Raw genomic sequence first — 23,775 nt, 5'->3', positions numbered from 1 at the left:
AGCAGCCCTAAAAATCGGGGGCGCTTCGCACCCCAGCGGGAGCAAGCTCCCTCGCCACAGGTGTTGCGTTCAGCGCTGGGCCAACCAGTAGTCGTGCAACGCACGGGCGGCCGGTTCGATAGCGGCTACCCGTTGCTGATGGGCATTTACATCCAGGTCTGCCGGCAGTTCAAAGTTGTCCTGCTCGGCGCACCAGGAAATCTTTTCCAGTTGCCCGGCCTGTTCGGCAGGCAGCTCTGGCCAGTTGCCGATAGCGGCGCCACGGATATAACCAAAGCACCATTCTTCCGCCAGGGTCAGTGGCTGGTCCTGATGCTCGGTTTCCTCGAAACGTGCCTTGAAACCCTGGGCGTCGGTCGCCAGTTGCGTGGCAATGGCGTTCATATGGCGCACGCACAGTTCAAGGAACTGCCCGGCTTCTTCCGGGCTTTCCCAATCCGGGTTCTGCCCACCAAAGATACCGGGAAACCATTCGGCAACCTCCACCTGCGCGGGGCTTGAAACCAGGGCGGTGAAGTAACCGTCGAGCTCGGCCAGGTTCAGCACCGAGTGGTCGTCGCCGTACTTGAGCAGGGTGTCGTCGATGAACTCGAAATCGGCGGGGGCGAGGGGGTGGTCGTGCATGGGCATATCCTTTGTGCGTGGAACGCCGCTGATGGGGCGGCTTAAAGCGCGGAGGATGGCGCGTGTCGGGGTTTTAATCCAGCTTCTTCAACGCTTTTCCCACAGGACGCACAGCTTGCTCATGCACATCGAACCTGCCACCGCGAGAATGATCGGCACCAGGAAGTCATGGTCGATGCGGGTGAATTCCGCCACCAGCACGATTGCCGTCAACGGCATGCTCATGCTCGATGCCAGGAACGCCGCCGCACCGATGATCGCGAACGCCCCCAGCGGCACGCCGGGCCACAGCAGGCTCCAGGCGCCGCCGAGGATGATGGCGAGCAGGGCGCCGTTGGCCAGCGCCGGGGTCAGCAAACCGCCTTCGGCACCGGCGCGCAGGCTGCTGGCGGTGATCAGTACCTTGACCACCAGCAGCACCGCGGCAAGGCCGATGGTCAGCTCATTGTCAAAGCCCAGTTGCGCCGGGCCTTTGCCGTTGCCGAGGATCTGCGGCAGGAAAATCGCCAGGCCCCCGATGATCGTGAAGTTGATCAACGACAGTACCGGCAACCGCCAGCCACGGGCGGCGTTGCTGCGGGCCGCGCCGGTCAGCCGGGTGAATCCGTAGGCGGCCAGGCCAAACACCGGCCCGCAGGCCAGCGCCCAGGCGATCAAGCCAGGGCTGAGCACAAAGTGCGGCACTACGTATTGCGCCTCTGCGCCCAAGCCAATCCAGGCCACCGACGCGCCGATGGCCGAGGTGGCCAACGCAATCACTGCCGCCGGCCAACTGAACACACCCACCAACACTTCGAGCACAAACACCGCGCCGCCCAACGGCACGTTGTACACCGCCGCCAGCCCGGCGCCCGCACCGCAGGCGACGATCAGCCGGTGCATGTCCGGCGCCAGTCGCGCCCGCTGTGACAACCAGGTGGCGGCCAGCGCGCCGACTTCCCGTGGCGCCACTTCACGGCCCAATGGCGAGCCGAGGGCCACAGTGATGATTTGCAGCACGGCGTGGGCGAGGGTGGTCTTGGGCGGCATGATCGGTGCCTGGGCGGAGACCGCTTGCTTGATGCTAACCAGCGGGCGGCCATAGCGGTAGATCAACCACCAACCCACACCGGCCACCAGGCCACAGGTGATCAGCACCAGCACCCGGCGTTCGGGCGCGGCGGCGGTGACACCGAGCAAAAAGGTTTCATGGCTGATCAGGCTGTCGAGGCTGTAGCCGTAGGCCAGATGCTGGATGCCGTGCAGCAGCAAGGCGAGGAGCATGCCGCCCAGGCCGGCGCCGATGCCGGTGAAGATGACGACAAGTGCGAGAATCAGCAGCGAACGGGTTTTTGAGGGCATGAAGGGTCCAGGGAGCCGGGTTTCCGAGCCCGATTCTATAGCGCAATGGTGACGCCATAGCCCCGAGATGTAATGCACATGCGCGAACTGGCCTTCCACAACATTGCATTACGTTCAGATTACTTTAACGGCCCGGCCAATTGCCTGAATCGGACCTGTCGGCTTGCCGGTTTTCGACCCGCCGGGATTTTCCAGGGTCAGTTCAAACAGCTGGTTCGGCGCCAGTGGCGGGAGTTTGTCGAGGGGCACAGATAACGTCTGTCCAGGCTTGACCAAGCCCAGCGACACCGGGCCTTGCCAGTCTTCGCCCTTGGTCCAGAACTGCAGCGTCTTGTCTGCCGGTACTTCCATGATGCCCAGGGGAATCAGCTGGATTTCCTGGGTATTGCTCGCCTGGATCACCCAGCCCGGCGCCTGGTTTTGCGGGGCTACCAGCACCACCACATAAGCGGTCGGGTTGATGGCGGCCGTACGGGTCAACAGCAGTGTGGCCAATACCAGGCTCGCCGCGATGCCGGCGCCGGCCAGTCCGCGCCACAACGCCAGCCTGTTCCACCATGAGACCGGCGAGTTCCGGGTGGCTGAATGCCCCAGGCTGCGCTCGATGCGTCGCCATAAATACACCGAAGGCGTTGCCGGGGCTGCCTGTCCAGTCAGTGGCAGCAGGCGCTGTTCCCAGGCGTCCACTGCCGCACGCAAGTCGGCATCGGTGGCCAGGCGCTGTTCCACCTCGGTGCGTTGCTCGGTGGGCAAGGTGCCCAGCACATATTCGCTGGCCAGTTCGTCGATGCTGTTCATGCCATGCACTCACGCAATGCCGCGAGGCTGCGTTTGATCCACGCTTTCACGGTACCCAGCGGGGTGCCGAGTTTGTGCGCGATTTCGCTGTGGGAATAACCGTCTACATACGCATGCAGGATGCAGTTGCGGCGGGCCGGGTCGAGTTGTTCGAGGCAGCTGTAGATCCTCCCCGAGTGCGCCTGATAGTCGAAGGTGTCAGCGCGCTCTGCGCTTTCATGCTCTTCGCCGAGGGGCACCTCGCGTCCATTGCTGCGCACGACATTTAGCGCCAGGTGCCGGGTCACGCTGTATACCCAGCCGCGGGCCGAGCCTCTGTGCGGGTCAAAACTGGCCGCGCCGTTCCAGATCTTGATGAAGGCGTCATGCACGATATCTTCGGCCACCGCCTTGTCACGCACGATGCGCAACGCGACCCCCAGCAGCCGGCTGCTTTCCTGTTGATACAGCCGGCGCAAGGCCGGTTGTTCGCCACGGGCGCAGGCCAGCAGGCAGGCTTGATAGTCAAAATCGGCTTCAGGCAAAGACAGGTTTCCAGGTGGAGGCCCCGGCGGTGAGCCCGGGGCGCTTTGGCAGCAGCGTAGACGAATCTGGTCAGTTGGCCGCCCAGAAGATGTAGTCGGCCTGGTACTTGACCACTTCCTGCTTGCCCTTGTTGGCCGCCGTGCATTCCGTGCCTGGCGCCACGCCGCCCTTGAGGGCCACCCGCTGGATATACGCGACGCCACTCATCGCGCCCTTGCCTTCGGCGGGGTTGGCCTTGACCAGTTGATAAGGCAGGTTGCCAGGGCTGGACGGCGCCACGGCCAACTGGGTGCCGGTGACTTTCGAACCGTCCTTGGCCTGCCAGGTGGCCGGCGGGCCGAAGTAGCTACCGACCTGCTGGCCGCTGCGGTCATTGAGCACCGCCTTGGGCCCGACGAAAAACCATTCGGTCTGGCCGGCAGCATTGGCCTTGTCCCGGCATTCGTAGGTGATTTCGCCGACTCCGGTGGTTTCCATGGTCACCTTGTGGCCGTCCGGCACCTTGATGCTGTCGGGTAAACCGGTCTGGGCAAAGGCAGTCGGTGCAGCGGCGAACAGGCAGGTCACGCAGAACAGGGCTTTGGCGTTCATCGGTGTCTCTCCATAAGGGCAGCAAGGCGCTGCTACCTGTACTACCCACGGCACGCGTAAACGGATGCAGCGATTAGAAAATAAATCTTCAAGGGCGCACACTGTGGGCCCCCGCACTACCAGAGGAGAGATTGACGATGACCGGTGTTCACAAGTCTGCTCAACAGGGTTTCTCTACTCAGGCCGTCACGTACGCCCAAGGCCGGCCGGACTATCCACGGCAACTCACGGGTTGGCTCACCGACGCCCTGCAGATCAATCCCCACTCCACGGTCATCGACCTGGGCGCCGGCACCGGCAAGTTCACCCGCTTGCTCAGCACCGTGGCGCCGACGTTGATCGCAGTGGAGCCGGTGGAGGCAATGGGCGCGCAGTTGCACAAACTGCTGCCCCAGGTGCGCCTGCTGTCGGGCACCGCTGAAGCCATCCCCCTGGAGGCGGCCACCGCTGATGCCCTGGTGTGTGCCCAGGCGTTCCATTGGTTTTCCACGGAAGCGGCCCTGGCGGAAATTCACCGGGTGCTCAAGCCGGACGGTCGCCTGGGGTTGATCTGGAATGTGCGGGATGAGTCGGTGGACTGGGTCGCGGCCATCACCGAAATCATCACGCCCTACGAGGGCGACACACCGCGCTTTCATACCGGACGTTGGCGCGAGGCCTTTACCGGCGAGTATTTTTCCGCCCCCGAAATGACCTGCTTCCCCTACAGCCATGTCGGCAGCCCCCAGGAAGTGATCATGGACCGCTTCCTTTCCGTGAGCTTTATCGCCGCATTGCCACCGCCAGAAAAGGCGCAGGTGACTGAGCAGTTGCAGTCGCTGATCAACACGCATCCGGCCTTGCGCGGCCGTGAGACGGTTGCGTTTCCGTACCAGACCCAGGCTTATCGCAGCCAGCGGCTGACCAGAAAGGCATAAAGTCAGATCGTTTTGATATAAGTAGTTATAAGAAAAATCGCTATGCTGCGGCCAGAATTTTATAAGGCCGCAGGTAGTGGTAATGGATGTAGGTAATTTTGGTTTCTCGATTGCTGGCCTGATTGTTGGATTTATCGTGGGAATGACCGGTGTAGGCGGGGGCTCGTTGATGACGCCGATCCTGCTCTGGTTCGGCATCAACCCGGCCACCGCCGTGGGCACCGACCTGTTGTACGCCGCCATCACCAAGTCCGGCGGGGTGCTGGTTCACAGCAAGAATCGCAACATCGACTGGACCATCACCGGCTGGCTGACCCTGGGCAGCGTGCCCGCCGTGTTGCTGACCTTGTGGTTTCTCAAGAGCCTGGACACCGACCCCGCCGCCTTGAACGCGGTGATCAAGCAGTCCCTGGGCGTGGTCTTGCTGCTGACGGCCACGGCGATCCTGTTCAAGAACAAGCTGTTGGCCTTTGCCCAGCGGCATGCCGGCGACGACTACAAGATGGCGCCGCGCAACCTCAATGCGCTGACCATCATCACCGGCGCTGTCCTCGGTACCATGGTGGCCCTGACCTCCATCGGCGCCGGTGCCCTGGGCACGGTGGCGCTGTTTATCCTGTACCCGTTCCTGGCCACCAAGCGCCTGGTGGGTACCGAAATCGCCCACGCCGTGCCGCTGACCCTGGTCGCCGGCCTCGGCCACGCCAGCATGGGCAACATGGACTGGACCCTGCTGGGCTTCCTGTTGCTGGGCTCGCTGCCGGGGATTTATGTCGGCAGCCACATGGCCGGCAAGGTCCCGGACGGGATATTGCGTCCTTGCCTGGCGTTCATGCTGGTGATGATCGGCTTCAAGCTGGCGTTTTAACGCGCCGGCCCATTGCCGATCTGCCACACAAACGGCGGCTCGGTGCGGTTGATCACCCAGTCGCCGACAATCCGCGCCTTGTAGATCACCGGGTTGTGGGACGACACGGTGCGGGCGTTGCGCCAGTGCCGGTCGAGAGCTTTGCCCTGGCGCACATCCGAAGCCCCCAGTGCGTTGAACAGTTCAGTGGTGGCGCGCTGGATCAGTTCCGAGACTACCACCTGCGCCGTGGCTGATTCGATTTCGGCGGCCACATTGGCTTCGTGCTCCACGGCATCATCCCCACCGAACCGCGCCACATAAGCCCGCTGCGCTGGAACTGCGGCTTTCAATGCGCTGGCTTCGGCGGCGTATACCAGTGCTGCAACTTCACCCACCACCTGCTGAATCTGCGAGTCCTGGCTCACATGGGCGGCATTGCCATGGCTGTAGATCCGTTTGCGGCTGCGCACCTGATGCGCCACATCCTTGAGGGCCGCGCGGCCGATGCCGGCGAGGGTGGCGAGCAGCACCAACTGATAGAACGCAGTCTGATATTTGAAGCGCGTGGCAAAGTCGATGACGTTTTCCGCCTCCACCACCGCATCGGTAAAACGCGAGGTGCCGCTGCCGGTGGTACGTTGGCCAAAGCCGTCCCAGTCATCGCTTTGCGCCACGCCGGGCTGGCGGGTGCGGGTGGCGGCAATCACATCGCCGCCGGTGTCGCTGCGTTGGGCGTAGACGTCGATCCAGTCGGAAAACAGGCTGCCGGTGCTGTAGAACTTTTCACCGTTGAGTTTCCATTTGTCGCCGTCGGGGCTGACTTTAGTGACGACATCGCCGATGGCCACGCTGCCGATTTCGGTCCAGGCGCAGCCCACGATGTCACCGTCGACAAAGCGTTTGAACCAGAGGTCTCGGGCCGCGCCGGGTGCGGCATTCAGGCGGTCTTCGGCAAACGCGAAGTGCCCGCGCAGGGCCTGGGGCACGTTGGAGTCGGCTTCGGCCAGTTCGATCAGCAGTTCAAATAGCTGGGGCAGGGAGGCGCCGCCACCGCCGTATTCCACCGGGACGCGCACGGCGCCAAAGCCGGCTTGCTTGAGCCATTGGATCGGCTCGTAGGGCAGGGCGCGGGTTTGTTCGCGCTCTACGGCACCCTCGGCGATGCGCTGGAAAATCGGCCGGAAGCGTTCGGCCAAGGCGTGATAATCGACGCCGGTGGACAGTGGATTGATCACGTGATGTTCGGTCATGGGGACGGTTCCTGGGCAGTGAGATAGGTGAGCTATTGCACGGTCCATGCCGGGCGCGAAGGCACGTATTTACGGGACGGGTGACGATTCAACTGTTGTTCCTGCAACAGCAAAACGACAAACCGCTGCAATCCATGACAGCTCGGAACAGGCTGCTTTTCGCCTGTTTCCGCGCTCGAAGGCCGGTAGTGCGGGCCTCTCACGCCCACTGGCACAGTTGCTGCTCCACACCTCGTACATGCCAATCCGCGAGGTACAGTCCAATGAGTCAGCAAGCCGTCAAATTTGCCTACTGGGTGCCCAACGTCAGCGGAGGGCTGGTGGTCAGCAAGATCGAACAGCGCACCCACTGGGGCATCGACTACAACCGCAAGCTGGCGCAGTTGGCTGAAGAAGCCGGCTTTGAATACGCCCTGACACAGATTCGTTTCACCGCCGGTTATGGCGCCGAATACCAGCATGAGTCGGTCGCGTTCAGCCATGCGTTGCTGGCGGCCACCACCAAGCTCAAGGTGATCGCGGCAATCCTGCCGGGCCCCTGGCAACCTGCGCTGGCGGCCAAGCAACTGGCAACCATCGACCAACTCACCAACGGCCGCGTTGCCGTCAATATCGTCAGCGGCTGGTTCAAGGGTGAATTCCAGGCCATCGGCGAACACTGGCTGGAGCACGACGAGCGTTATCGCCGCTCCGAGGAATTCATCCGCGCCCTGAAAGGCATCTGGACCCAGGACAACTTCACCTTCCGGGGTGATTTCTACCGCTTCGACAACTACAGCCTCAAGCCCAAGCCCCTGGGCGAGCCCCACCCGGAAATCTTCCAGGGTGGCAGTTCGCGGGCCGCGCGGGACATGGCGGCACGGGTATCGGACTGGTACTTCACCAACGGCAATACCCCGGAAGGCATCAAGGCCCAGGTCGATGACATTCGCGCCAAGGCGGCGGCCAATAACCATTCGGTGAAAGTCGGTGTGAATGCGTTTGTGATCGCTCGCGACACCGAGGAAGAAGCCCGCGCCGTGCTCGCGCAAATCATCGAGCAGGCCGACCCGGAAGCCGTCAACGCGTTTGGCGATGCGGCGAAACAGGCGGGCAAGGCGTCACCGGAAGGTGAGGGCAACTGGGCCAAGTCGACCTTCGAGGATCTGGTGCAATACAACGACGGCTTCAAGACCAACCTGATCGGCACCCCGCAGCAGATTGCCGAGCGCATCGTCGCCTTGAAGGCGGTCGGCGTGGACCTGGTACTGGCCGGCTTCCTGCACTTTCAGGAAGAAGTGGAATACTTCGGCAAGCGTGTATTACCGCTGGTGCGCGAACTGGAAGCCAAGGCCGGGATCAAGCAAGTCGCCTGAACACCACCACCGCTGCCCGCAATTTGTTATTGCCGAACCGGCACATTCGCTCGAACTCCCCATGGCTGACCGGCAGATGCTGGCAGTCCATGGGCTGGCGGTGCTGGCTGTGATCCACGTCCGGGTCGTGCAGGTACACGAAGTCTTCGTCGCAGTCGGTGACGATTACCCAGTGGGGCGACTTGGAGCGGGTCAGGCGGTAGCTGCTGATCAACACCAGCGGCTGGCCGCCTTCGCGCAGCACCTGGGGTAAATCCAGCGGGCCGCCGAGCACTTGCTCAACGTCGCTCAAGGCCAACTCTTCCTCGAAGGCGTCATGCACCAAACGCATGACGTCTTTTTTATGCTGATCACGTACCCCGTCGAGAAACAACGGCCCGCTGACATTGACCTGCATGCGCACGCGAAAGCCCCGGCGCCAGGCGGCCAGCGCCAAACCCTGGGGGCTGCAGCCGCCATGGCCGGCGGTCATGAACACGGTGGTTGCCTCGCGCCAGATCTGCAGTTCTTCCCGGCGCTGGGCCACCCGCGCAGGTTCCAGGGCACCCATGGCCATCAGCAGGCTGGCGGCGCCGCAGGTGAAGTCGGTGGTTTGCTGGTAGTAGGGCACGCTCAAGGCGCGCGCGTCCTGGTGCTGGAGGATGCGCTTCTCCAGGCGCAGGGCAGGGGCGTGGTCTTCGTAGTAGTCGTTGACCAGGGCAAAGCGCCGGTAGCCGTTGCGCTCATACAGGGCGATGGCGCCGGGGTTGTCGGTACGCACTTCCAGGCGCAGGTAGGCGCAGTCATGCTCCACCGCACAGGCTTCGATGCGCGTCAGCAGTTGCTTGCCCAGGCCCAGGCCCCGGGAAGACTCGGCGATGGCGATGGAGTACAGGCGCGCCAGGGAGGTGCCACGATGGAACAACACCAGGGCGTAGCCCAGCAATTCGCCGTGTTTTTCTGCCACCAGCAGTTGCCCGTGGGCGCGACTGACCATCCACTGGAAGCTGCGCGTGGAGAGCCGGTCCGTGGTGAAACAGTGCTGTTCCAATGCCACCAATGCAGGCACGTCATCGGGTGTTGCAACGCGAAAGGAAAGAGCCATGTGACCGCCGTAAAAGTTGCGTAACGAAACGGGACTTCTCTAAAAGATCGTGCTTAATAGAAAAGGTCTAGTTCTCTAAAGCGGATCAATCAATATGTCAGCGGTACAAGGTCATTGGCGTGAAGTATCCGAGCAAACAGTGGCGGCGACAATAACTTCCAACGGTTATTTTTCCAGCCCTCCCAAGAGTGCAAGTCAAGTCGTGATCATTGTCGAGCGCAAGGAAGACTGGGCCTCGTACTTTCCCAGCGAAGACATCGTCACCGCCCAGGAATACCTTGAGCAAACCCGGGAAAACGAGACGGGCAAGCGCGTGCAGGTGATCAACCTGTGCCGCAGCTACAAGTACCTGGGGCACGGCTACTACTGCTCGCTGCTGGCCGAGGCGCGGGGGCACAAGGTGATTCCGTCGGTGCGCACCATCAGCGAACTGACGAAAAAGTCCCTGTACGGCCTGGCCCTGGATGACCTCGATAAAACCCTCGATAAAGCCTTGAGTCATCATCTCTACAGCAACACCGAAGGCTTTACCCTGACACTTTACTTTGGCCGGACCAATATTGAACCCTTGCAGGATCTGGCCCGCCAATTGTTTGAAGCGTTTCCCTGCCCGATCCTGTTAGTTGAGTTTCGCAAGAATAACGGCTGGCACATCGAAGGCATCAAGTCTGGCGTATTGCACAAGTTGCGTGATGACCAGGAAGACCAATTCGCGAATGCCCTGGACAACTTCAGCCGCAAGATCTGGCGTCAACCGCGCTCCCGCCGTCTGGCCCGCTATGACCTGGCGATCCTGCACGACCCGCAGGAACAACTGCCGCCGTCCAACGCCCGCGCCCTGGAAAATTTCGTCCGGGTCGGCAAGGGGCTCGGCATCGACGTGGAACTGATCGAACGCAAGGACTACGCCCGCCTGGCCGAATACGACGCCCTGCTGATCCGCGAGACCACCAGTGTCGACAACCACACCTACCGCTTCGCGAAAAAGGCCGAAAGCGAAGGGCTGGTGGTGATGGACGACCCGGCCTCGATCCTGCGCTGTACCAACAAGGTCTACCTCACGGACCTGCTGAAAAGCCATCAACTGGGCATGCCCGCCACCGAAATTCTCTACAAGGAGCGACCCGAAGATTTCGAAAGGGTGGGTGAGCGCCTCGGCTTCCCGCTGGTGCTGAAGATCCCCGACGGGTGTTTCTCCCGCGGCGTGATCAAGGTCGAAAGCCAGCAAGCGCTGCTGACCGCCACCGCCGAACTGTTCGAGCATTCCGTGTTGCTGCTGGCCCAGGAATTTTTCTACACCGAGTACGACTGGCGCATCGGCGTCCTCAACCGCAAACCGATCTTTGCCTGCCAGTACTTCATGTCCAAGGGGCATTGGCAGATCTACAACCACAAGGCCATCGGCCAGGACATCAACGGCGAGTGCCGCACCCTGGCGGTTCACGAAGCCCCCAAGGCGGTGGTGGAACTGGCGGTAAAAACCGCCAACCTGATCGGCGACGGCCTGTACGGCGTAGACCTCAAGCAGTCCGGCGACAAGGTGGTGGTGATCGAGGTCAACGACAACCCCAACATGGACGCCGGCATCGAAGATGCCTACCTGCAAGACGACTTGTATTCCCTGGTACTGGAAGAGTTCGTGCGACGCCTGGAGTTGAAGCGTCAAGGCCAGGTGTGGTGACGCGCGATGATCCAGCGCTTTGAATTAACCGATGGCAAGTTGTACAACAGCCTGGGGGACGGCGGGGATGTCTTGCTGTTCAGCAATCCTGACCCCCACGAGCGCAAGTACCTGCGCGACTGCTACAAGCTCGATGAACACGCCCTGGCTTCGGCGCTGGACCCGGACGAAGTGTCGCGCATCGAGTTCCACCCCGATAACCTGTTCCTGATCTGGAAGCGCCCGGAGAACTATTCCGGCGGCGGCAACCTGGTGTTTGAAGTATCGTCCTGCGGCCTGTTGTTTTCCGGGGAACAACTCCTGGTGATCGCCACCGACGACAGCCAGCTCTCCGGGCTGGGTGCGCGCCGGCCATTGCGCACGCCGCTTGATGTGTTGCTGGACTTGCTGCTCAACAACATCCATCACTACCTGGGCCACCTCAAGGTGATCAAGATGGTCGCCCGGGAACTGCAGCAGCAGTTCAATGCATCGATGAGCAATCGCCACCTGATGCAGATGTTCAACCTCAGCGAAAGCCTGATCTATTACATCAACGCCCTGCACAGCAACGGCGCGGTGCTGACGCGCCTGCGCAACCATGGGGAAAAGGAACATTTCAGCGCTGAAACACTGGGCCTGATCGATGACCTGATTATCGAGAACAACCAGTGCTACAAGCAGGCGGAGATTTACTCCAACGTGTTCTCCGGGCTGATCGACGCCCGGGGCAACCTGATGAACAACAGCATGAACAACCTGCTGCGCAAGCTGACGCTGATCAACGTGGTGTTCCTGCCGTTGAACCTGATCGCCAGCGTGGGCGGGATGTCGGAGTTCAGCATGATGACGGCGGGCACGCCGTGGTGGATTTCGTACCCATTGTTCATGGCCGCGATGGGACTCGGGGCGGGGTTGATGGTGCTGGGGTTGAAGCGGATTGCGGGAGGAGGAGACAAACCGGTTTAGCGTGTAACGGAAATGCTACATTTTCATTTTATTAAGCCACCATGGCCACTACAATGCCGCTCCGCAAAGATCCAAGCCATGGATAGGTAAAATGCAATTCCGAAAAAATATAAATGCCTTGCGCGCAGTCGCCGTATTGGCCGTGGTGCTTTTCCACTTCAAAGTCGGTGGGTTCCAGGGCGGGTATGCGGGAGTAGACATTTTCTTTGTCATTTCCGGATTCCTCATGACCGGAATTATTTTCAACGGTCTGCAACAACAGCGTTTCTCGCTACTGGGCTTTTATGCTTCAAGGGCCCGCCGCATTATTCCGGCGCTGGTGGCGCTGTGCGTGGGTCTACTGGTTTTCGGTTTTGTCTACCTGTCTTTGGATGACTACCGAGAGCTGATCAGAACGATCAAAAGCAGCCTGTTGTTCAGTTCCAACTTTATGTTTGCCAAGGGCGGCAATTACTTCGCTGCGCCCCTGCATGAGAACTGGCTGTTGCACACCTGGTCGCTGTCGGTCGAGTGGCAGTTCTACATGATTTATCCGGTGCTGTTGATGGCACTGCACAAGATGCTGGGCCTACACAAAGCCAGGATCGCCCTCGTGGTACTGGCGCTGGCTTCCCTGGCAGCGTCGGTGTATGTGACCAACAGCAATCCGGTCTTTGCCTTCTATATGTTGCCTACCCGTGCCTGGGAACTGATTGCGGGTGGGCTGGTATTCCTGTTTCCACTGCAGATCGGCAAACGAACGAGCCTGATGTTCGAAGGCATGGGGATCACTGCGATCCTGGCCAGTATTTTGTGTTTTTCGGAACAAGACCTGTGGCCCGGGTATCTGGCCCTGTTGCCGGTACTCGGTGCCGCGCTGGTGATTGCTGCCAATACCGAGTCGGCCTTCAGTACCAACAGGGCGTTGCAGTTCTCGGGTACGCTTTCCTACTCCGTGTACCTGTGGCACTGGCCGCTGGTGGTGCTTCTTTACACCTGTGGGCTGCTGGGCAGTTGGCCGCACGTGACGGCCGGCATTGTTCTGTCGTTCGTGCTGGGCGCGCTGTCGTATTACTTCGTCGAGTCAAGGACACGAAAAATCACTACGCCACCCCGTGCGATTTTCAAATATGCATCATTGGTGGTGGGGGTGGTGGGCGTTTCAGCGATCACTTCGTCCGTGGTCAAGGACCACCCAGGCATCAGGTTTGCCTATGTCGATTTGGGCCAGCCGGCTTACGTCAGCAAGCTGTATGAGCAGGAGTGCTTTGCCAATCCCTACGATGCAGCCGAGTGCAAACTGGGCAAAGGCGAGGTGTCTGTCATCATCTTCGGCGACAGCCATGCCCAAGCCACCGCTGCAGCGGTGCAGATTGAAAACCCGCAGGCTTCACTGTCCTGGGCACGCGGTGGTTGCCCGACACTGCAGCACTTCGATATGCACGATAAGGAACTTGCCAGCCAATGCCATGGGTTCAACGCTGACAAGATGAACAGGCTCAAAACGTCTTACCACGGTGTCCCTGTGGTTCTGTTCAGTCGTGCATCGCTGTATTCGGATTCGAGCAGGGGCAACAGCTATCGTATTTACTTCCCCGGCCAGGAGCATCTTGCCGGCCAGGCATTTGTCGATACCTACACCGCCGAATACACCAGGACCGTGTGTTCTATCGCTGAAAACCATCCGGTGTATATCATCAAGCCTATTCCAGAAATGCCCTTCAGTATCTACAAAGGCTTGAACCTGCATAAGCGAATCTTTCAGAGCACATCGGACATTTCGATTTCCTTGAGCGCTTACGAGCAACGAAACCGCATTGCCGTGCATGCGATCGAGGCTGCCGCGAAACAGTGCAATGCCACAGTCATTGATCCGACGCCCTACCTATGCCCGAACGGGCGCTGCATGGGGTCCAAGGGCGGTGTGCCATTGTATTTCGACGACAACCATTTGGTGGACTCCGGGAATGAGGAGCTCAAAGGCTTGTTCAAGCAGGTCATTACCCCGATATAAGCGCTATCAGTAGCTGGAGCGAGTTATCTCGCTCCAGCATTCAGGGCTGCAACGTCAGCACCTCAAACCCATCCCGCGTCACCGCCACGGTATGTTCCCACTGTGCCGACAAGCTGTTGTCCCGCGTCACCACCGTCCAGCCATCCTTCAAGCTGCGCACCTTGGCGCTGCCCTGGTTGAGCATCGGCTCAATGGTAAACACCATGCCTTCACGCAGTTCGAGCCCGGTACCGGGGCGGCCGAAGTGCAGGATCTGCGGGTCCTCGTGCATCTCGCGGCCAATGCCATGCCCGCAATATTCACGCACCACGCTGTAGCCGTTGCTCTGGGCATGGTTCTGGATGGCGTAGCCGATATCCCCCAGGCGTGCGCCGGGCTTGACCTGGCGGATGCCGGCCCACATCGCTTCAAAGGTCATTTCCACCAGGCGCCGGGCCTTGGGCGAGACATTGCCGATCATGTACATCTTGCTGGAGTCGGCGATATAGCCGCCTTTCTCCAGGGTGATGTCGATGTTGACGATGTCGCCGTCCTTGAGCACGGCCTTGGCGCTGGGCATGCCATGGCACACCACCTCGTTGATCGAGGTATTGATGCAGAAGGGATAGTCGTACTGGCCCAGGCTCGCCGGTCGCGATTGCAGGTCATTGCGGATGAAGGCTTCCACCGCGCTGTCGATCTCCAGGGTCGACTGGCCGGCGGCGACAAAACCGTCGAGCATGGTAAACACCTGGGCCAACAGGCGACCGGATTCGCGCATCACGGCAAGTTGTTCGGTGGTCTTGATCATTCGCTGCGCCCCCGGATCAGGTCGGGCTTGTCCAGCAACAGTTTGTTGATCAGGTCGTTATAGGCCAGGTGTGGATTGAGTTCGGCGAGCAGGCCGATCTTGATCCAGAACTCGGCCTGGGCGTTGATGGAACGGTCCATGGTGGCGCTGGCCAGACGGAGTTGTTCGTGCAATTGGTCGGTGATCTTGACGATGCCCATGAGCTTCACTGTGTCGAGTTGATATACAAAGCGTATACGTTTCGTATGCTCTACGTAAAGCCTGGCGTTTCGCCATTGACTTGCCCGGTGGCGCCGGTTAATTTTGATTCATGACATTTCAAACCTTTCGTTGCCAGCCAAGCATTATTACCGCCATTCCTCATTTGGCGGGATAGCGCTCGGCTGTACCCAAACCCGCCCTAGAGGCGGGTTTTGTTTTTCCGTCTCCAGGGCCCTGCAAACACCCAGGAGACATCCATGAGTACCCGCCCCGCGAGCCAGCCCCAGGATTCGGGATTGCTTGAGCACTATGTGAAGAAGATCCTGGCCGCCCCGGTCTACGACCTGGCGGTGCGTACGCCGTTGCAGGTGGCGCCGGCGCTGTCGGCATTGCTGGGCAATCAGATCCTGCTCAAGCGCGAAGACCTGCAACCGACCTTTTCCTTCAAGATTCGAGGCGCCTACAACAAACTGATGCAGCTCAGTGCCGAGCAAAAGGCGCGGGGCGTGATCACTGCTTCTGCGGGTAATCATGCCCAGGGCGTGGCATTGGCGGCGCGGGAGTTGGGGATCAAGGCGACGATTGTGATGCCGTGCAGCACCCCGGAGTTGAAAGTGTTGGGCGTGCGCTCCCGAGGCGGCGAGGCGGTGTTGCATGGGGCCAGCTTTCCGTTTGCCCTGGCCCACGCGTTGCAACTGGCCGAGGCCACCGGCAGCACCTTTGTCTCGCCGTTCGACGACCCGGACGTGATTGCCGGGCAGGGCACCGTGGGCATGGAAGTGCTGCGCCAACAGCAGGGCCCGCTGGACGCGATCTTTGTCCCCGTGGGCGGCGGCGGGTTGATCGCCGGTATCGCGGCCTACGTCAAATACCTGCGCCCCGAAGTGCGCATCGTCGGCGTCGAGCCCGAAGGCTCCAGTTGCCTGCTGGCAGCCTTGCGCGCAGGGAGCCGGGTGGTGCTGCCGAGCGTCGACAGCTTTGCCGACGGGACTGCCGTGGCCCAGATAGGCGCCCATGGTTTTGAAATCTGCCGACACCACGTGGATGAGGTGATCACCGTCAGCAATGACGAACTGTGCAGCGCCATCAAGCTGATCTACGACGATACGCGATCAATTACCGAACCTTCGGGGGCGCTGGCGGTGGCGGGTATCCGCAAGCATGTCGCGAAGACCGGGATCCAGGGACAAACATGGGTGGCGATCAACTCGGGGGCCAATATTAACTTTGATAGTTTGCGACATGTTGCCGAACGAATCGCGGCTCAAGCAGATTAAACGTTTAATCTAATGAAAATTTAATGTTAGTCGCAGCCACCCGTTTGGAGGGTGTTTATTTCCGCTGGAAATAGTTTCGGGAAGGCGCTTGTTTTTACAGTCTTTCAATTTGCATGACGCCAACCGGTGCTTATTGCAGGATGCATGAGTCGGTGGCCGGTACTTTGTTCGAATATGCCGATTTTCCTGGGCCTTGGCAGGCCATGCCCGACGGCATGTTTAATGCTTCATAAGATCCTGTTACAACTCTGAATGAGCAACAAATACCGCTGCTGATCCCCCAAACGAACGGGTTAATGGCGGTCTGCCACGTAACTTATATAAGTAACGTTGTCGCTTATGAGGAAAGGATCCAACGCAACTCTGAACGGCCTAGTAGGCTGGGTACGTGAAGCCGTCTGCCAGGGCTGGCAAGGCGCAAAAAGGTGAACGTCTGATCACGGTCGCCAGCAATAAGAATATTGATAACAATCGATTGGCAATCTCATAAAAGGAGAGGTCGGCCATGCTTTCGGATCTGGAACTACGCGGCATCATTGAAGGAAGTTTTCTGCCCAAGCGCTGTGAAGTCACCAAGGCGTCGGACGCCTCGCTGACGGTCAAGGTCTATCACGAGATCGATCATGACCGGGTCGACCTGGTGGTCACCGGCATTTGCGCCAACAAGCTCGACAGCAGTCGGGCGATCTGCAACTTGATTACCGAGTTGCGTGAAGACCTCAAGCATACCCACACCCAGGCCCCGGCCCTCAAACGAGCCGGCGCACGTCCTTTCTATTAAACGGACGGTTGAGCTTCAGTCAGTGAAGACTTGCGGGCCTGGATAAATGCCAGGCCCAACGCCGTTTCCGTGATCCTTTCGGCCGTGAAGCGGCCGGCAAGGGTAACGCCTGGCGACCGCAGGAGCGAGCTCGCTCACCCCTGCAACGGCGCTGCAATCACATCAGTTCTGGAAATCACACGCCTCGGACATTTTGCGATAACCCACGTCCTGGACTTTCCCTTGGCTGTCCACGAACTTGATATCGGCATTGATCACTTTGCAGACATTGGTGTCGGGTTCGTGCATGGCAAGTACCTTCTGCACATCCATCTTCTCGCCGTAGTGGTAAGGCGTGATGACGGGTGCGGTGTCAGCCTGCGCCATCCCCGTTACAGCCGTCAGGGCCAGTGCAGCGCCGAGCATTAACGTACGCAGTTTCATGGTGTTTCTCCGCAAGTCGTTCGCAGGCTCAACAACGTGATGAGCCGCGGCCGCCCTGGGCAACGGCTGGAGCCGTGCGAGTGCGGTCGATTCAACTGTCGTCCCGGGGGATTAACCATCGATTAAGTGAGGCTTTACTGACAAAAGCTTCATCTTCAGCACCGTCGATATCTCGCGCGCTTTAACCGGAAAAGTCTGATACGAGCCGGTTAACCCCGCTTGCTAACGTCGCCGCCGGGTCCATCAATCGGATGGCGTTGGCATTGGGTGGAGTTGGTTTGCAAAAGAAAATCGCAGCAGAATTTCTTGGGACGTTCTGGTTGACCTTCGGCGGGTGCGGCAGCGCGATACTGGCCGCGGCGTTTCCGGAGCTTGGGATCGGCTTTGCCGGTGTCGCCCTGGCCTTTGGCTTGACGGTGCTGACCATGGCCTACGCGGTGGGCAGTATTTCCGGTGCGCACTTCAACCCGGCGGTGACCATCGGTTTGTGGGTGGGGCGCCGGATGCCGGGGGGGGACGTGGTGCCGTACATCATTGCCCAGGTGGCCGGTGCGATAGTCGCCGCCGCCGTGTTGGCTCTGATCGCCAGTGGCCGTCCGGGGTTTGAAGTGGGTGCTTTCGCCGCCAACGGCTATGGCCAATTGAGCCCCGGGCAGTACAGCCTGCTGGCCGCGTTGGTGGTCGAGGCGGTGGCGACGTTCTTTTTTGTGTTCATCATCATGCGTGTCACCGGCCCGGGTGCGGCTGTCGGGTTTGCGCCGATTGCCATTGGCCTGACCCTGACGCTGATTCACCTGGTGGCCATCCCCGTCACCAACACCTCGGTCAACCCGGCGCGCAGCACCGGGCCGGCATTGTTTGCCGGCGGGGAATACCTGATGCAGTTGTGGCTATTCTGGGCGGCACCGATAGCGGGTGCGGTGGTGGGCGCCATCGTTGCCCGCGCGGTTACCTGCCCCCGGGAGGCGTGAGCCTACCAGCTCATGCGTACCCCGGCGTTACCGCTGAAACCCTCCAGCGTGTTGCTGTCCAGTTGGGTGTTGTAGTCCGCCGCCAGGTACACGCTGACGGTGGACGACAACTTGGCGACAACGCCCACACCGAGGTCGGCAGTGGATGACTTGTGATCGGTTTTAATCCGGTCCACGTCGTCGTAGGTCACCGTGTCACTGCCACCGAAGGTGCGCCAGGCGTTGGCTCGTACATACGGTTCGATCGGGGTGTTCTGCACCAGGTAACGCCCCTTCAGGCGTGCACCGAGGCGGCCGGTCCAGTAGTCCTGGGAGTCGAATGAAACCTTGGAGATGCCGTCATTCTGGTGGTCCATGTCAATCTGCTGGTTGATCACCTGCACCTGGGGTTCCACCACCCAGTGTTCGGAGACGGTAATCGGGTAGCCGGCTTCCGCCGAGAGGGCCAGGGCGTGGCCCTTGTTGTCGATCTTCACGTCACGGTCGGACTTGCTGTCACCGTCGAAGCGCGTGCCCATGGCCACCAGGTCAACGTACCAGCCCTTGGGATCGGTGAGGGTCCAGTAGGCGCCGAAGTTATCGCCATCCAGCTTGACCCGCCCGGAGCGGTTGTCCTGGAAGCCCATTGAAAAGCCCTTGATGTCACCTTGCAGGCGGCTTTGGCCGATGAACAGGCCGAAACGCTGGAGCTGTCCGCCGCTGGTCTCGGAGGCGTAGAGGTCATGGCCCACTTGATAGCCCTTGATGGAACCGTCGAAGCTCGGCGATACCGTACCCGACCAGCTCTTGTTGAAGTCACTGCCATAGGCACGGCCCCAGCCCGCCGGAACCGGTCCGGTCTCGCTGAGCAGGCTTTGTTCGCCCTGGCGGTCGTGGAAGGTGCCGAGGGCTTGCAGGGTCATCAACTGCGCGGCCGGGACGACCACCGAGTACACCGGCACCTCCAGGCGATACAACGGGATCGGCTCGGCCCCGGCGATGGCGGCAGGCAACACCGGGTTGCTCGCTGCCGACTCCGGCGAGGTGGCAGCCGCGACCTGGCTGGGCGGTGGAGCAGGGGGCTCCACCGGGGCGACGGGTTGCGAGGTCGGTGGCTCCACGGGCGGTTCATCCGGCGCGACCACGGGCGGCACTGGCGGGATCGGCGGCACGGGCACCACCACCGGTGGCGTCGGCGGGACAGGTGGCACCACCGGTGGCTGCACGGCGACCACCGACGAACGCAAGTACCAGTTATTTTCCGTGCCGGCGGTGACACCCCCTTTGAACAGCAGATACTCATAAGCTCCGGCGGATACCGAGCCTTTCAGGGCAAACGCATCGGTGCTGCTGGTGGCGCCGTTGAGGGCTTGCACCACTTCGATCCCGCTGTTTTGCGTGAGACCGCCCAGGCCGCCGAGATTGCTCACGGTCATTTGTGTGTGCCCGCTGATGGTCCCGTCAGACACAATCAGTTTGTCGGTGGCCGAGTTCTCGTCGCCCAGCACGGTTTGCAACCAAAGCTGCCCATTGTTGCCGACGTAGTTGCCGTACACCGTCAACGTATCGGTGGCGCTGTTGCTGCGGCTGGTCATGTCGATGGTGCCGGCATTATTCAGGGTGGCCAGTGCGCCTGCGGTGTAGGGGCGGATACTGCCTTGCGTCACGCCCAGGGTGCTGCTGCCATCGATGTTGAAGGTGCCGGTATTGCTGGCACTGTCGCCGAGGAAAAAGTCGCCGGCCAGGTCGAAACGCGCGTTGTTGTTGAGGTTGACCGTTTCCCAGCCGATATAGCGGGCGGCGGTGCTGGAAGTGGTGTTGTCGAAGGTCAGTTGGTCGTTGCCCAGGCCGCCGTCAATCGAAGGCGTCGTGCCGAGCAGGTTTTCGTTGAGGCCGCTGAGCAGCGCGGTGTCGTCGCCATCGCCCATCAGCACCGCGGACTTGATCTGGCCGCCATTCAGCCAGTTGAGTGTGTCGTTGCCGACACTGGCGCGGATCTCGCCGTTGATCACGCCGCCACTGACGGTAATGCTGTCGTTGCCGCCACTGGTGCTGATATTGCCGCCGATGCTGCCGCCGGAGACGATGATGGTATCCGTGCCGAAACCGGTCACCAGGTTGCCGAGGATCGACCCGCCGGACATGTCGTAGATGTTGTTGTCGAGCTTCATGTCGACCCGGCCGATGGTGCCTGCGGTTTGCCGGGCCACGTCGCCATCCTCGAAGGCGCCGACGATGGTGCCGCCGGTCATCAGGAACGTGTCGCGGCCATCGCCCTGGGCCAGGGACTGGATCTGCCCGCCGCTCATCACGAAATCATCGATGCCGTTGCCCTGGGAAACCGCACCGGTCACGGTGCCGGCGCTGATCTGGAAGCGATCGGCACCGTCGCCCTGGGTGATACTCCCGACAATGCGCCCGGAGTTCATGTCGACAAAATCAGTGCCGGCGCCGAAAGTGATATTGCCGTTGATGGTGCCCGTGCCGCCTGCGGGCAGGGTCAGGGTGTTATTGCCGGCAAGGTCCGTAAGCCCAGTCGGACTGCTCCCGCTGTCGCAGGTGTAGGCATCGTTGCCAGGACCCGGGGTGAGCACGCAAGCCGCCAGGGCTTGTTGGGGGGCCAGGTAATGCAGTGAGAGGATGCCGACAGCCAACACGGCGCGAGGCTGAAAAGTCCGTTTATTGCGCATGGATCTGCCCTGTTTTTGTTATAAAAACTGCACATGTTTCTTGGGTCTAGTACAGTTTTTTACACAATGCAGGATTTTCGGACAGATAACCGCAGGGCTGTAAGCCACGTGATACGTGGCTTACATAGTGGCATATTGATTTTTTGCCGCGTATTTGTCAGTCCAACTGACGACGATAGGGCAGGTCCGGACCGGTCTTGCTGCAGGTGAGTGCCGCGGCGCGGATAGCGAAGGTGAGCATGCTGCTGATCTGCTCCCGGGTCAGCTGTTGCAGGCCCTCCACCGAGTCCAGTCGCTGCTCGGTCAGCCAGGCAATCAACGCGGCCTGGAAGGTATCGCCAGCCCCAACCGTGTCCGCCATGACCACCTTGACCGCCGGGGCCGACCAGCTGCCGTGCTGGCGGCTGAACACCGTCGCGCCGTCGCCGCCGCGGGTCAGGAACACCAGTTGGCAACGGTGCTGCAACCAGCCCTGCAGGACGCTTTCCGGTGTTTGGCCGGGGTAGAGCAGGTGCAGGTCTTCGTCACTGACCTTGATCAGGTCGGCATGCTTGACCAGCTCGGCCACGCGGGCGCGCCATAGCTCGATGTTCGGCTCGGGGTTCAGGCGTACGTTGGGGTCGAGGCTGATCAGGCGTTTGCCGCTTTCCCGGCGGACCAGGGCCAGCAGGGTGTCGGCAATCGGCTGCACCACCAGTGAGAACGAGCCGATGTGCACGCCACGCACTTCGTCACCCAACACGGGCAGATGCTCAAGTTGCAACTGGCGGTCAGCGCAGCCTTCACCGCGAAAGCTGTATTGCGGTGAACCGTTGGCGCCCACTGCGACCATTGCCAGGGTGGTGGGCGCTGAGAATTCCACGAGGTAATCCTCGCCCACGCCTTCGTCCTTGAGCACCTGCAACAGGCGCCGGCCCAGATAGTCGTCGGAGATCCCGGCGAAAAAGCCCGCGTCGATTCCCAGTCGACGCAAACCTACCGCGACGTTGAACGGCGAGCCGCCGGCAATCGCCTTGTAATTGACCCTGGATGCCTTGCCGCTGGCATCGTCCTCGCTGAAAAAATCAAACAGCGCTTCGCCACATACCAAATACATATTCGTTCGCTCTTAAAGGGATGCCACGTGCTGTTGATAACGCTCATAAGCCTGCTGGTAGGCGCTGACGCTGTCGGCGTGGGGCAGCGTGCGGCTGGCCGCGTCGACGCTGACGCAACGCTGGCACAGCTGCGCCAGGCTTTCACCGGACTGGCACCACGCCGCCTGGATCGCCGCGCCCAGGGCCGCGGCTTCGCTTTGTTCGGTGCAGATCACTTCGGTGTTCATGATATCCGCGACCATCTGCCGCCACACCGGGCTTTTCGAGCCGCCGCCGATCAGGCGGATACTCTGGCTTTGCAGGCCGGTCTGGCGCAACAGGTCGAGGCCGTAGCGCAGGCCGAAGGTGGTGCCTTCGACCACGGCGCGGCACAGGTTGGCGCGAGTCAGGTTGGTCATGGTCAGGCCGTGCAGGCTGCCGGTGGCGTGGGGCAGGGCGGGCACCCGCTCGCCGTTGAGGAACGGCAGCATGCTCACGCCGTCGGCTCCGATCGGTGCCTCGGCCACCAACGCGTTGAACGCCGCCAGGTCCAGGTCGAACAGCTCGCGGATGACCCCAGTGGCGTTGGTCAGGTTCATGGTGCAGATCAACGGCAGCCAGCCGCCGCTGGAGGAGCAGAAGGTCGCGACCGACGCCTGCGGGCTGACGTTGGCCTGATCGGCAAAGGCATACACGGTGCCGGATGAGCCCAGGCTCATGGTGATCACGCCGGGGGCGATATTGCCGGTGCCGATGGCGCCCATCATGTTGTCGCCGCCGCCGCTGGACACCCGGGCGTTCGGGTTGATGCCCAGGCGCTCGGCGATGGCTGGCAGGATGGTGCCCACTGGCTGGTTGGCCTCGATCAACTCGGGCAGCGCAGCTTCCAGGCGCCCGTCGGGATCGATGTGGCGCAACAGTGCCAGGTCCCATTCACGGGTGCGCACGTTGAAATAACCGGTGCCGGAGGCATCGCCGTATTCGGCGCAGGCGCGGCCGTTGAGCCAGTAGTTGAGGTAGTCGTGGGGCAGCAGGATATGCGCGATCCGTGCGAACACCTCCGGGTGCTGTTCGCGGGTCCACAGCAGCTTGGACACGGTGTAGCCCGGCGCGATGGCCACGCCGAGGCGTTCCAGGGAGCCGCTTTCACCGCCCAGGTGTTGCAGCAGGCGATCATTTTCCGGCGCGGTTTCGGTGTCGCACCACAGCTTGGCGGGGCGCAGCACCTGGCCTTGGTCATCCAGCAATACCAGGCCGTGTTGCTGGCCGGAAACGCCGATGGCGAGGATGTCCTGGCCGTCCACCCCGGCCTGTTGCAAGGCGCGGTGAGTGGCTTCGGTAAACGCGTCCAGCCACTCCTGGGTGTGCTGTTCGCGGCGGCCATTGGCACCGCTGATCAGCGTGTGGCTGGCGGCGCCCAGGCCCAGGACTTTGCCGCTGCTGGCGTCCAGCACGATGGCCTTGGTGCCCTGGGTGCCGCAGTCGATGCCGAGGTAGAGGTTTTGCTGGGTCATGGTAGGTCGCTCAGCCTATTGTTATGGAGAACTCGGTCAATGTGGGAGCGGGCTTGCTCGCGAAGACGGTGTGTTCTTTTTGTTAATATTTGCTTTTCCCCCGCTTTCTCTAGCAC

At 61.1% G+C, this 23,775-nt stretch carries 22 protein-coding genes; 9 read left to right on the top strand and 13 right to left on the bottom strand.

Annotation, left to right across the window (positions count from 1 at the left end):
- Positions 1–69: 69 nt before the first annotated feature.
- The 5 genes from ACW9I6_RS18075 to ACW9I6_RS18055 form a co-directional block, all read right to left on the bottom strand.
- Entirely contained in the window at positions 70–624 is a 555-nt protein-coding gene (locus tag ACW9I6_RS18075; RefSeq protein ID WP_134326713.1) for a UPF0149 family protein, read from the bottom strand.
- 87 nt (positions 625–711) lie between these two features.
- Positions 712–1,965, bottom strand: a complete 1,254-nt coding sequence (locus ACW9I6_RS18070) for a chloride channel protein (RefSeq protein WP_003215260.1) — start codon at positions 1,963–1,965, stop codon at positions 712–714.
- Positions 1,966–2,079: 114 nt separating this feature from the next.
- Positions 2,080–2,763, bottom strand: a complete 684-nt coding sequence (locus ACW9I6_RS18065) for an anti-sigma factor (RefSeq protein WP_457339622.1) — start codon at positions 2,761–2,763, stop codon at positions 2,080–2,082.
- Entirely contained in the window at positions 2,760–3,287 is a 528-nt protein-coding gene (locus ACW9I6_RS18060) for a sigma-70 family RNA polymerase sigma factor (RefSeq protein WP_457339621.1), read from the bottom strand. Before ACW9I6_RS18060 ends, ACW9I6_RS18065 begins: the two co-directional genes overlap by 4 nt.
- Positions 3,288–3,357: 70 nt before the next feature.
- The gene (locus tag ACW9I6_RS18055) at positions 3,358–3,879 is read right to left on the bottom strand and encodes a DUF3455 domain-containing protein (protein ID WP_003215266.1); all 522 of its coding nucleotides are present in this window, start codon (positions 3,877–3,879) and stop codon (positions 3,358–3,360) included.
- A 137-nt stretch (positions 3,880–4,016) separates the two neighbouring features.
- Here ACW9I6_RS18055 and ACW9I6_RS18050 point away from each other — a divergent pair, with 137 nt between their 5' ends.
- Positions 4,017–4,796, top strand: a complete 780-nt coding sequence (locus ACW9I6_RS18050) for a class I SAM-dependent methyltransferase (RefSeq protein WP_457339620.1) — start codon at positions 4,017–4,019, stop codon at positions 4,794–4,796.
- Between the two features lie 82 nt (positions 4,797–4,878).
- A complete protein-coding gene (locus tag ACW9I6_RS18045) occupies positions 4,879–5,664 on the top strand; it encodes a sulfite exporter TauE/SafE family protein (RefSeq protein ID WP_008430805.1) in 786 nt (261 codons plus the stop codon).
- Here the strand turns inward: ACW9I6_RS18045 and ACW9I6_RS18040 are convergent.
- Positions 5,661–6,896 (bottom strand): acyl-CoA dehydrogenase family protein, encoded by a 1,236-nt coding sequence (locus tag ACW9I6_RS18040; protein ID WP_102369176.1) that lies wholly within the window; start codon positions 6,894–6,896, stop codon positions 5,661–5,663. The genes ACW9I6_RS18045 and ACW9I6_RS18040 overlap by 4 nt on opposite strands.
- A gap of 263 nt (positions 6,897–7,159) precedes the next feature.
- Here ACW9I6_RS18040 and sfnG point away from each other — a divergent pair, with 263 nt between their 5' ends.
- The gene (gene sfnG / locus ACW9I6_RS18035; RefSeq protein WP_087692696.1) at positions 7,160–8,251 is read left to right on the top strand and encodes a dimethylsulfone monooxygenase SfnG; all 1,092 of its coding nucleotides are present in this window, start codon (positions 7,160–7,162) and stop codon (positions 8,249–8,251) included.
- Here the strand turns inward: sfnG and ACW9I6_RS18030 are convergent.
- Positions 8,235–9,335: a GNAT family N-acetyltransferase/peptidase C39 family protein gene (locus tag ACW9I6_RS18030; RefSeq protein ID WP_003215276.1), complete on the bottom strand. Its 1,101-nt coding sequence runs from the start codon at positions 9,333–9,335 to the stop codon at positions 8,235–8,237. The genes sfnG and ACW9I6_RS18030 overlap by 17 nt on opposite strands.
- A 94-nt stretch (positions 9,336–9,429) precedes the next feature.
- Between ACW9I6_RS18030 and ACW9I6_RS18025 the strand changes: the two genes are divergently transcribed.
- The 3 genes from ACW9I6_RS18025 to ACW9I6_RS18015 all read left to right on the top strand — a co-directional run bounded on the left by ACW9I6_RS18025 (position 9,430) and on the right by ACW9I6_RS18015 (position 13,957).
- The gene (locus tag ACW9I6_RS18025; RefSeq protein ID WP_003215278.1) at positions 9,430–11,016 is read left to right on the top strand and encodes a RimK family protein; all 1,587 of its coding nucleotides are present in this window, start codon (positions 9,430–9,432) and stop codon (positions 11,014–11,016) included.
- Between the two features lie 6 nt (positions 11,017–11,022).
- Positions 11,023–11,964 carry a magnesium transporter CorA family protein gene (locus tag ACW9I6_RS18020; protein WP_457339619.1) on the top strand — a complete coding sequence of 314 codons (942 nt, stop codon included), beginning with the start codon at positions 11,023–11,025 and terminating at the stop codon, positions 11,962–11,964.
- Positions 11,965–12,055: 91 nt separating this feature from the next.
- Entirely contained in the window at positions 12,056–13,957 is a 1,902-nt protein-coding gene (locus tag ACW9I6_RS18015; RefSeq protein WP_457339618.1) for an acyltransferase family protein, read from the top strand.
- A gap of 40 nt (positions 13,958–13,997) precedes the next feature.
- On the opposite strand, the gene map is transcribed toward ACW9I6_RS18015, so the two are convergent.
- Both map and ACW9I6_RS18005 read right to left on the bottom strand, forming a co-directional pair.
- Entirely contained in the window at positions 13,998–14,747 is a 750-nt protein-coding gene (gene map / locus ACW9I6_RS18010; protein ID WP_457339617.1) for a type I methionyl aminopeptidase, read from the bottom strand.
- Positions 14,744–14,947, bottom strand: a complete 204-nt coding sequence (locus ACW9I6_RS18005) for a ParD-like family protein (RefSeq protein ID WP_003215288.1) — start codon at positions 14,945–14,947, stop codon at positions 14,744–14,746. Before ACW9I6_RS18005 ends, map begins: the two co-directional genes overlap by 4 nt.
- Positions 14,948–15,205: 258 nt before the next feature.
- On the opposite strand from ACW9I6_RS18005, the gene ilvA reads away from it, so the two are divergent.
- Both ilvA and ACW9I6_RS17995 read left to right on the top strand, forming a co-directional pair.
- On the top strand, positions 15,206–16,225 hold the full coding sequence (ilvA, locus tag ACW9I6_RS18000; protein WP_457339616.1) for a threonine ammonia-lyase, biosynthetic: 1,020 nt from the start codon (positions 15,206–15,208) through the stop codon (positions 16,223–16,225).
- Between the two features lie 505 nt (positions 16,226–16,730).
- The gene (locus ACW9I6_RS17995; RefSeq protein ID WP_003215295.1) at positions 16,731–17,006 is read left to right on the top strand and encodes a DUF1652 domain-containing protein; all 276 of its coding nucleotides are present in this window, start codon (positions 16,731–16,733) and stop codon (positions 17,004–17,006) included.
- A 162-nt stretch (positions 17,007–17,168) separates the two neighbouring features.
- Here ACW9I6_RS17995 and ACW9I6_RS17990 read toward each other — a convergent pair whose 3' ends face one another.
- The gene (locus ACW9I6_RS17990; RefSeq protein ID WP_003215297.1) at positions 17,169–17,429 is read right to left on the bottom strand and encodes a DUF2790 domain-containing protein; all 261 of its coding nucleotides are present in this window, start codon (positions 17,427–17,429) and stop codon (positions 17,169–17,171) included.
- A gap of 278 nt (positions 17,430–17,707) precedes the next feature.
- Between ACW9I6_RS17990 and aqpZ the strand changes: the two genes are divergently transcribed.
- Complete coding sequence (aqpZ, locus tag ACW9I6_RS17985) at positions 17,708–18,400, top strand: aquaporin Z (RefSeq protein ID WP_177042236.1); 693 nt, start codon at positions 17,708–17,710, stop codon at positions 18,398–18,400.
- Between the two features lie 2 nt (positions 18,401–18,402).
- On the opposite strand, the gene ACW9I6_RS17980 is transcribed toward aqpZ, so the two are convergent.
- The 3 genes from ACW9I6_RS17980 to xylB all read right to left on the bottom strand — a co-directional run bounded on the left by ACW9I6_RS17980 (position 18,403) and on the right by xylB (position 23,659).
- Positions 18,403–21,069 (bottom strand): autotransporter family protein, encoded by a 2,667-nt coding sequence (locus ACW9I6_RS17980; protein ID WP_457339615.1) that lies wholly within the window; start codon positions 21,067–21,069, stop codon positions 18,403–18,405.
- Positions 21,070–21,226: 157 nt separating this feature from the next.
- A complete protein-coding gene (locus tag ACW9I6_RS17975; protein ID WP_457339614.1) occupies positions 21,227–22,165 on the bottom strand; it encodes a carbohydrate kinase family protein in 939 nt (312 codons plus the stop codon).
- A gap of 12 nt (positions 22,166–22,177) precedes the next feature.
- The gene (gene xylB, locus ACW9I6_RS17970) at positions 22,178–23,659 is read right to left on the bottom strand and encodes a xylulokinase (protein WP_457339613.1); all 1,482 of its coding nucleotides are present in this window, start codon (positions 23,657–23,659) and stop codon (positions 22,178–22,180) included.
- Positions 23,660–23,775: the final 116 nt, after the last annotated feature.

The organism is Pseudomonas sp. SDO5522_S412 (assembly GCF_054071215.1).
This window is presented reverse-complemented; position numbering and strand designations above follow the sequence as displayed.

What these genes read in the sequence shown, in the direction of transcription:
- xylB (WP_457339613.1), bottom strand. Translation starts at nt 23,659, where the DNA reads ATGACCCAGCAAAACCTCTACCTCGGCATCGACTGCGGCACCCAGGGC.
- ACW9I6_RS18045 (WP_008430805.1), top strand. Translation starts at nt 4,879, where the DNA reads ATGGATGTAGGTAATTTTGGTTTCTCGATTGCTGGCCTGATTGTTGGA.
- ACW9I6_RS18025 (WP_003215278.1), top strand. Translation starts at nt 9,430, where the DNA reads ATGTCAGCGGTACAAGGTCATTGGCGTGAAGTATCCGAGCAAACAGTG.
- ilvA (WP_457339616.1), top strand. Translation starts at nt 15,206, where the DNA reads ATGAGTACCCGCCCCGCGAGCCAGCCCCAGGATTCGGGATTGCTTGAG.
- map (WP_457339617.1), bottom strand. Translation starts at nt 14,747, where the DNA reads ATGATCAAGACCACCGAACAACTTGCCGTGATGCGCGAATCCGGTCGC.
- ACW9I6_RS18055 (WP_003215266.1), bottom strand. Translation starts at nt 3,879, where the DNA reads ATGAACGCCAAAGCCCTGTTCTGCGTGACCTGCCTGTTCGCCGCTGCA.
- ACW9I6_RS18040 (WP_102369176.1), bottom strand. Translation starts at nt 6,896, where the DNA reads ATGACCGAACATCACGTGATCAATCCACTGTCCACCGGCGTCGATTAT.
- ACW9I6_RS18020 (WP_457339619.1), top strand. Translation starts at nt 11,023, where the DNA reads ATGATCCAGCGCTTTGAATTAACCGATGGCAAGTTGTACAACAGCCTG.
- ACW9I6_RS18075 (WP_134326713.1), bottom strand. Translation starts at nt 624, where the DNA reads ATGCACGACCACCCCCTCGCCCCCGCCGATTTCGAGTTCATCGACGAC.
- ACW9I6_RS17995 (WP_003215295.1), top strand. Translation starts at nt 16,731, where the DNA reads ATGCTTTCGGATCTGGAACTACGCGGCATCATTGAAGGAAGTTTTCTG.
- ACW9I6_RS17980 (WP_457339615.1), bottom strand. Translation starts at nt 21,069, where the DNA reads ATGCGCAATAAACGGACTTTTCAGCCTCGCGCCGTGTTGGCTGTCGGC.
- ACW9I6_RS17990 (WP_003215297.1), bottom strand. Translation starts at nt 17,429, where the DNA reads ATGAAACTGCGTACGTTAATGCTCGGCGCTGCACTGGCCCTGACGGCT.
- ACW9I6_RS18015 (WP_457339618.1), top strand. Translation starts at nt 12,056, where the DNA reads ATGCAATTCCGAAAAAATATAAATGCCTTGCGCGCAGTCGCCGTATTG.
- ACW9I6_RS18070 (WP_003215260.1), bottom strand. Translation starts at nt 1,965, where the DNA reads ATGCCCTCAAAAACCCGTTCGCTGCTGATTCTCGCACTTGTCGTCATC.
- ACW9I6_RS17975 (WP_457339614.1), bottom strand. Translation starts at nt 22,165, where the DNA reads ATGTATTTGGTATGTGGCGAAGCGCTGTTTGATTTTTTCAGCGAGGAC.
- sfnG (WP_087692696.1), top strand. Translation starts at nt 7,160, where the DNA reads ATGAGTCAGCAAGCCGTCAAATTTGCCTACTGGGTGCCCAACGTCAGC.
- ACW9I6_RS18005 (WP_003215288.1), bottom strand. Translation starts at nt 14,947, where the DNA reads ATGGGCATCGTCAAGATCACCGACCAATTGCACGAACAACTCCGTCTG.
- ACW9I6_RS18050 (WP_457339620.1), top strand. Translation starts at nt 4,017, where the DNA reads ATGACCGGTGTTCACAAGTCTGCTCAACAGGGTTTCTCTACTCAGGCC.
- ACW9I6_RS18065 (WP_457339622.1), bottom strand. Translation starts at nt 2,763, where the DNA reads ATGAACAGCATCGACGAACTGGCCAGCGAATATGTGCTGGGCACCTTG.
- ACW9I6_RS18030 (WP_003215276.1), bottom strand. Translation starts at nt 9,335, where the DNA reads ATGGCTCTTTCCTTTCGCGTTGCAACACCCGATGACGTGCCTGCATTG.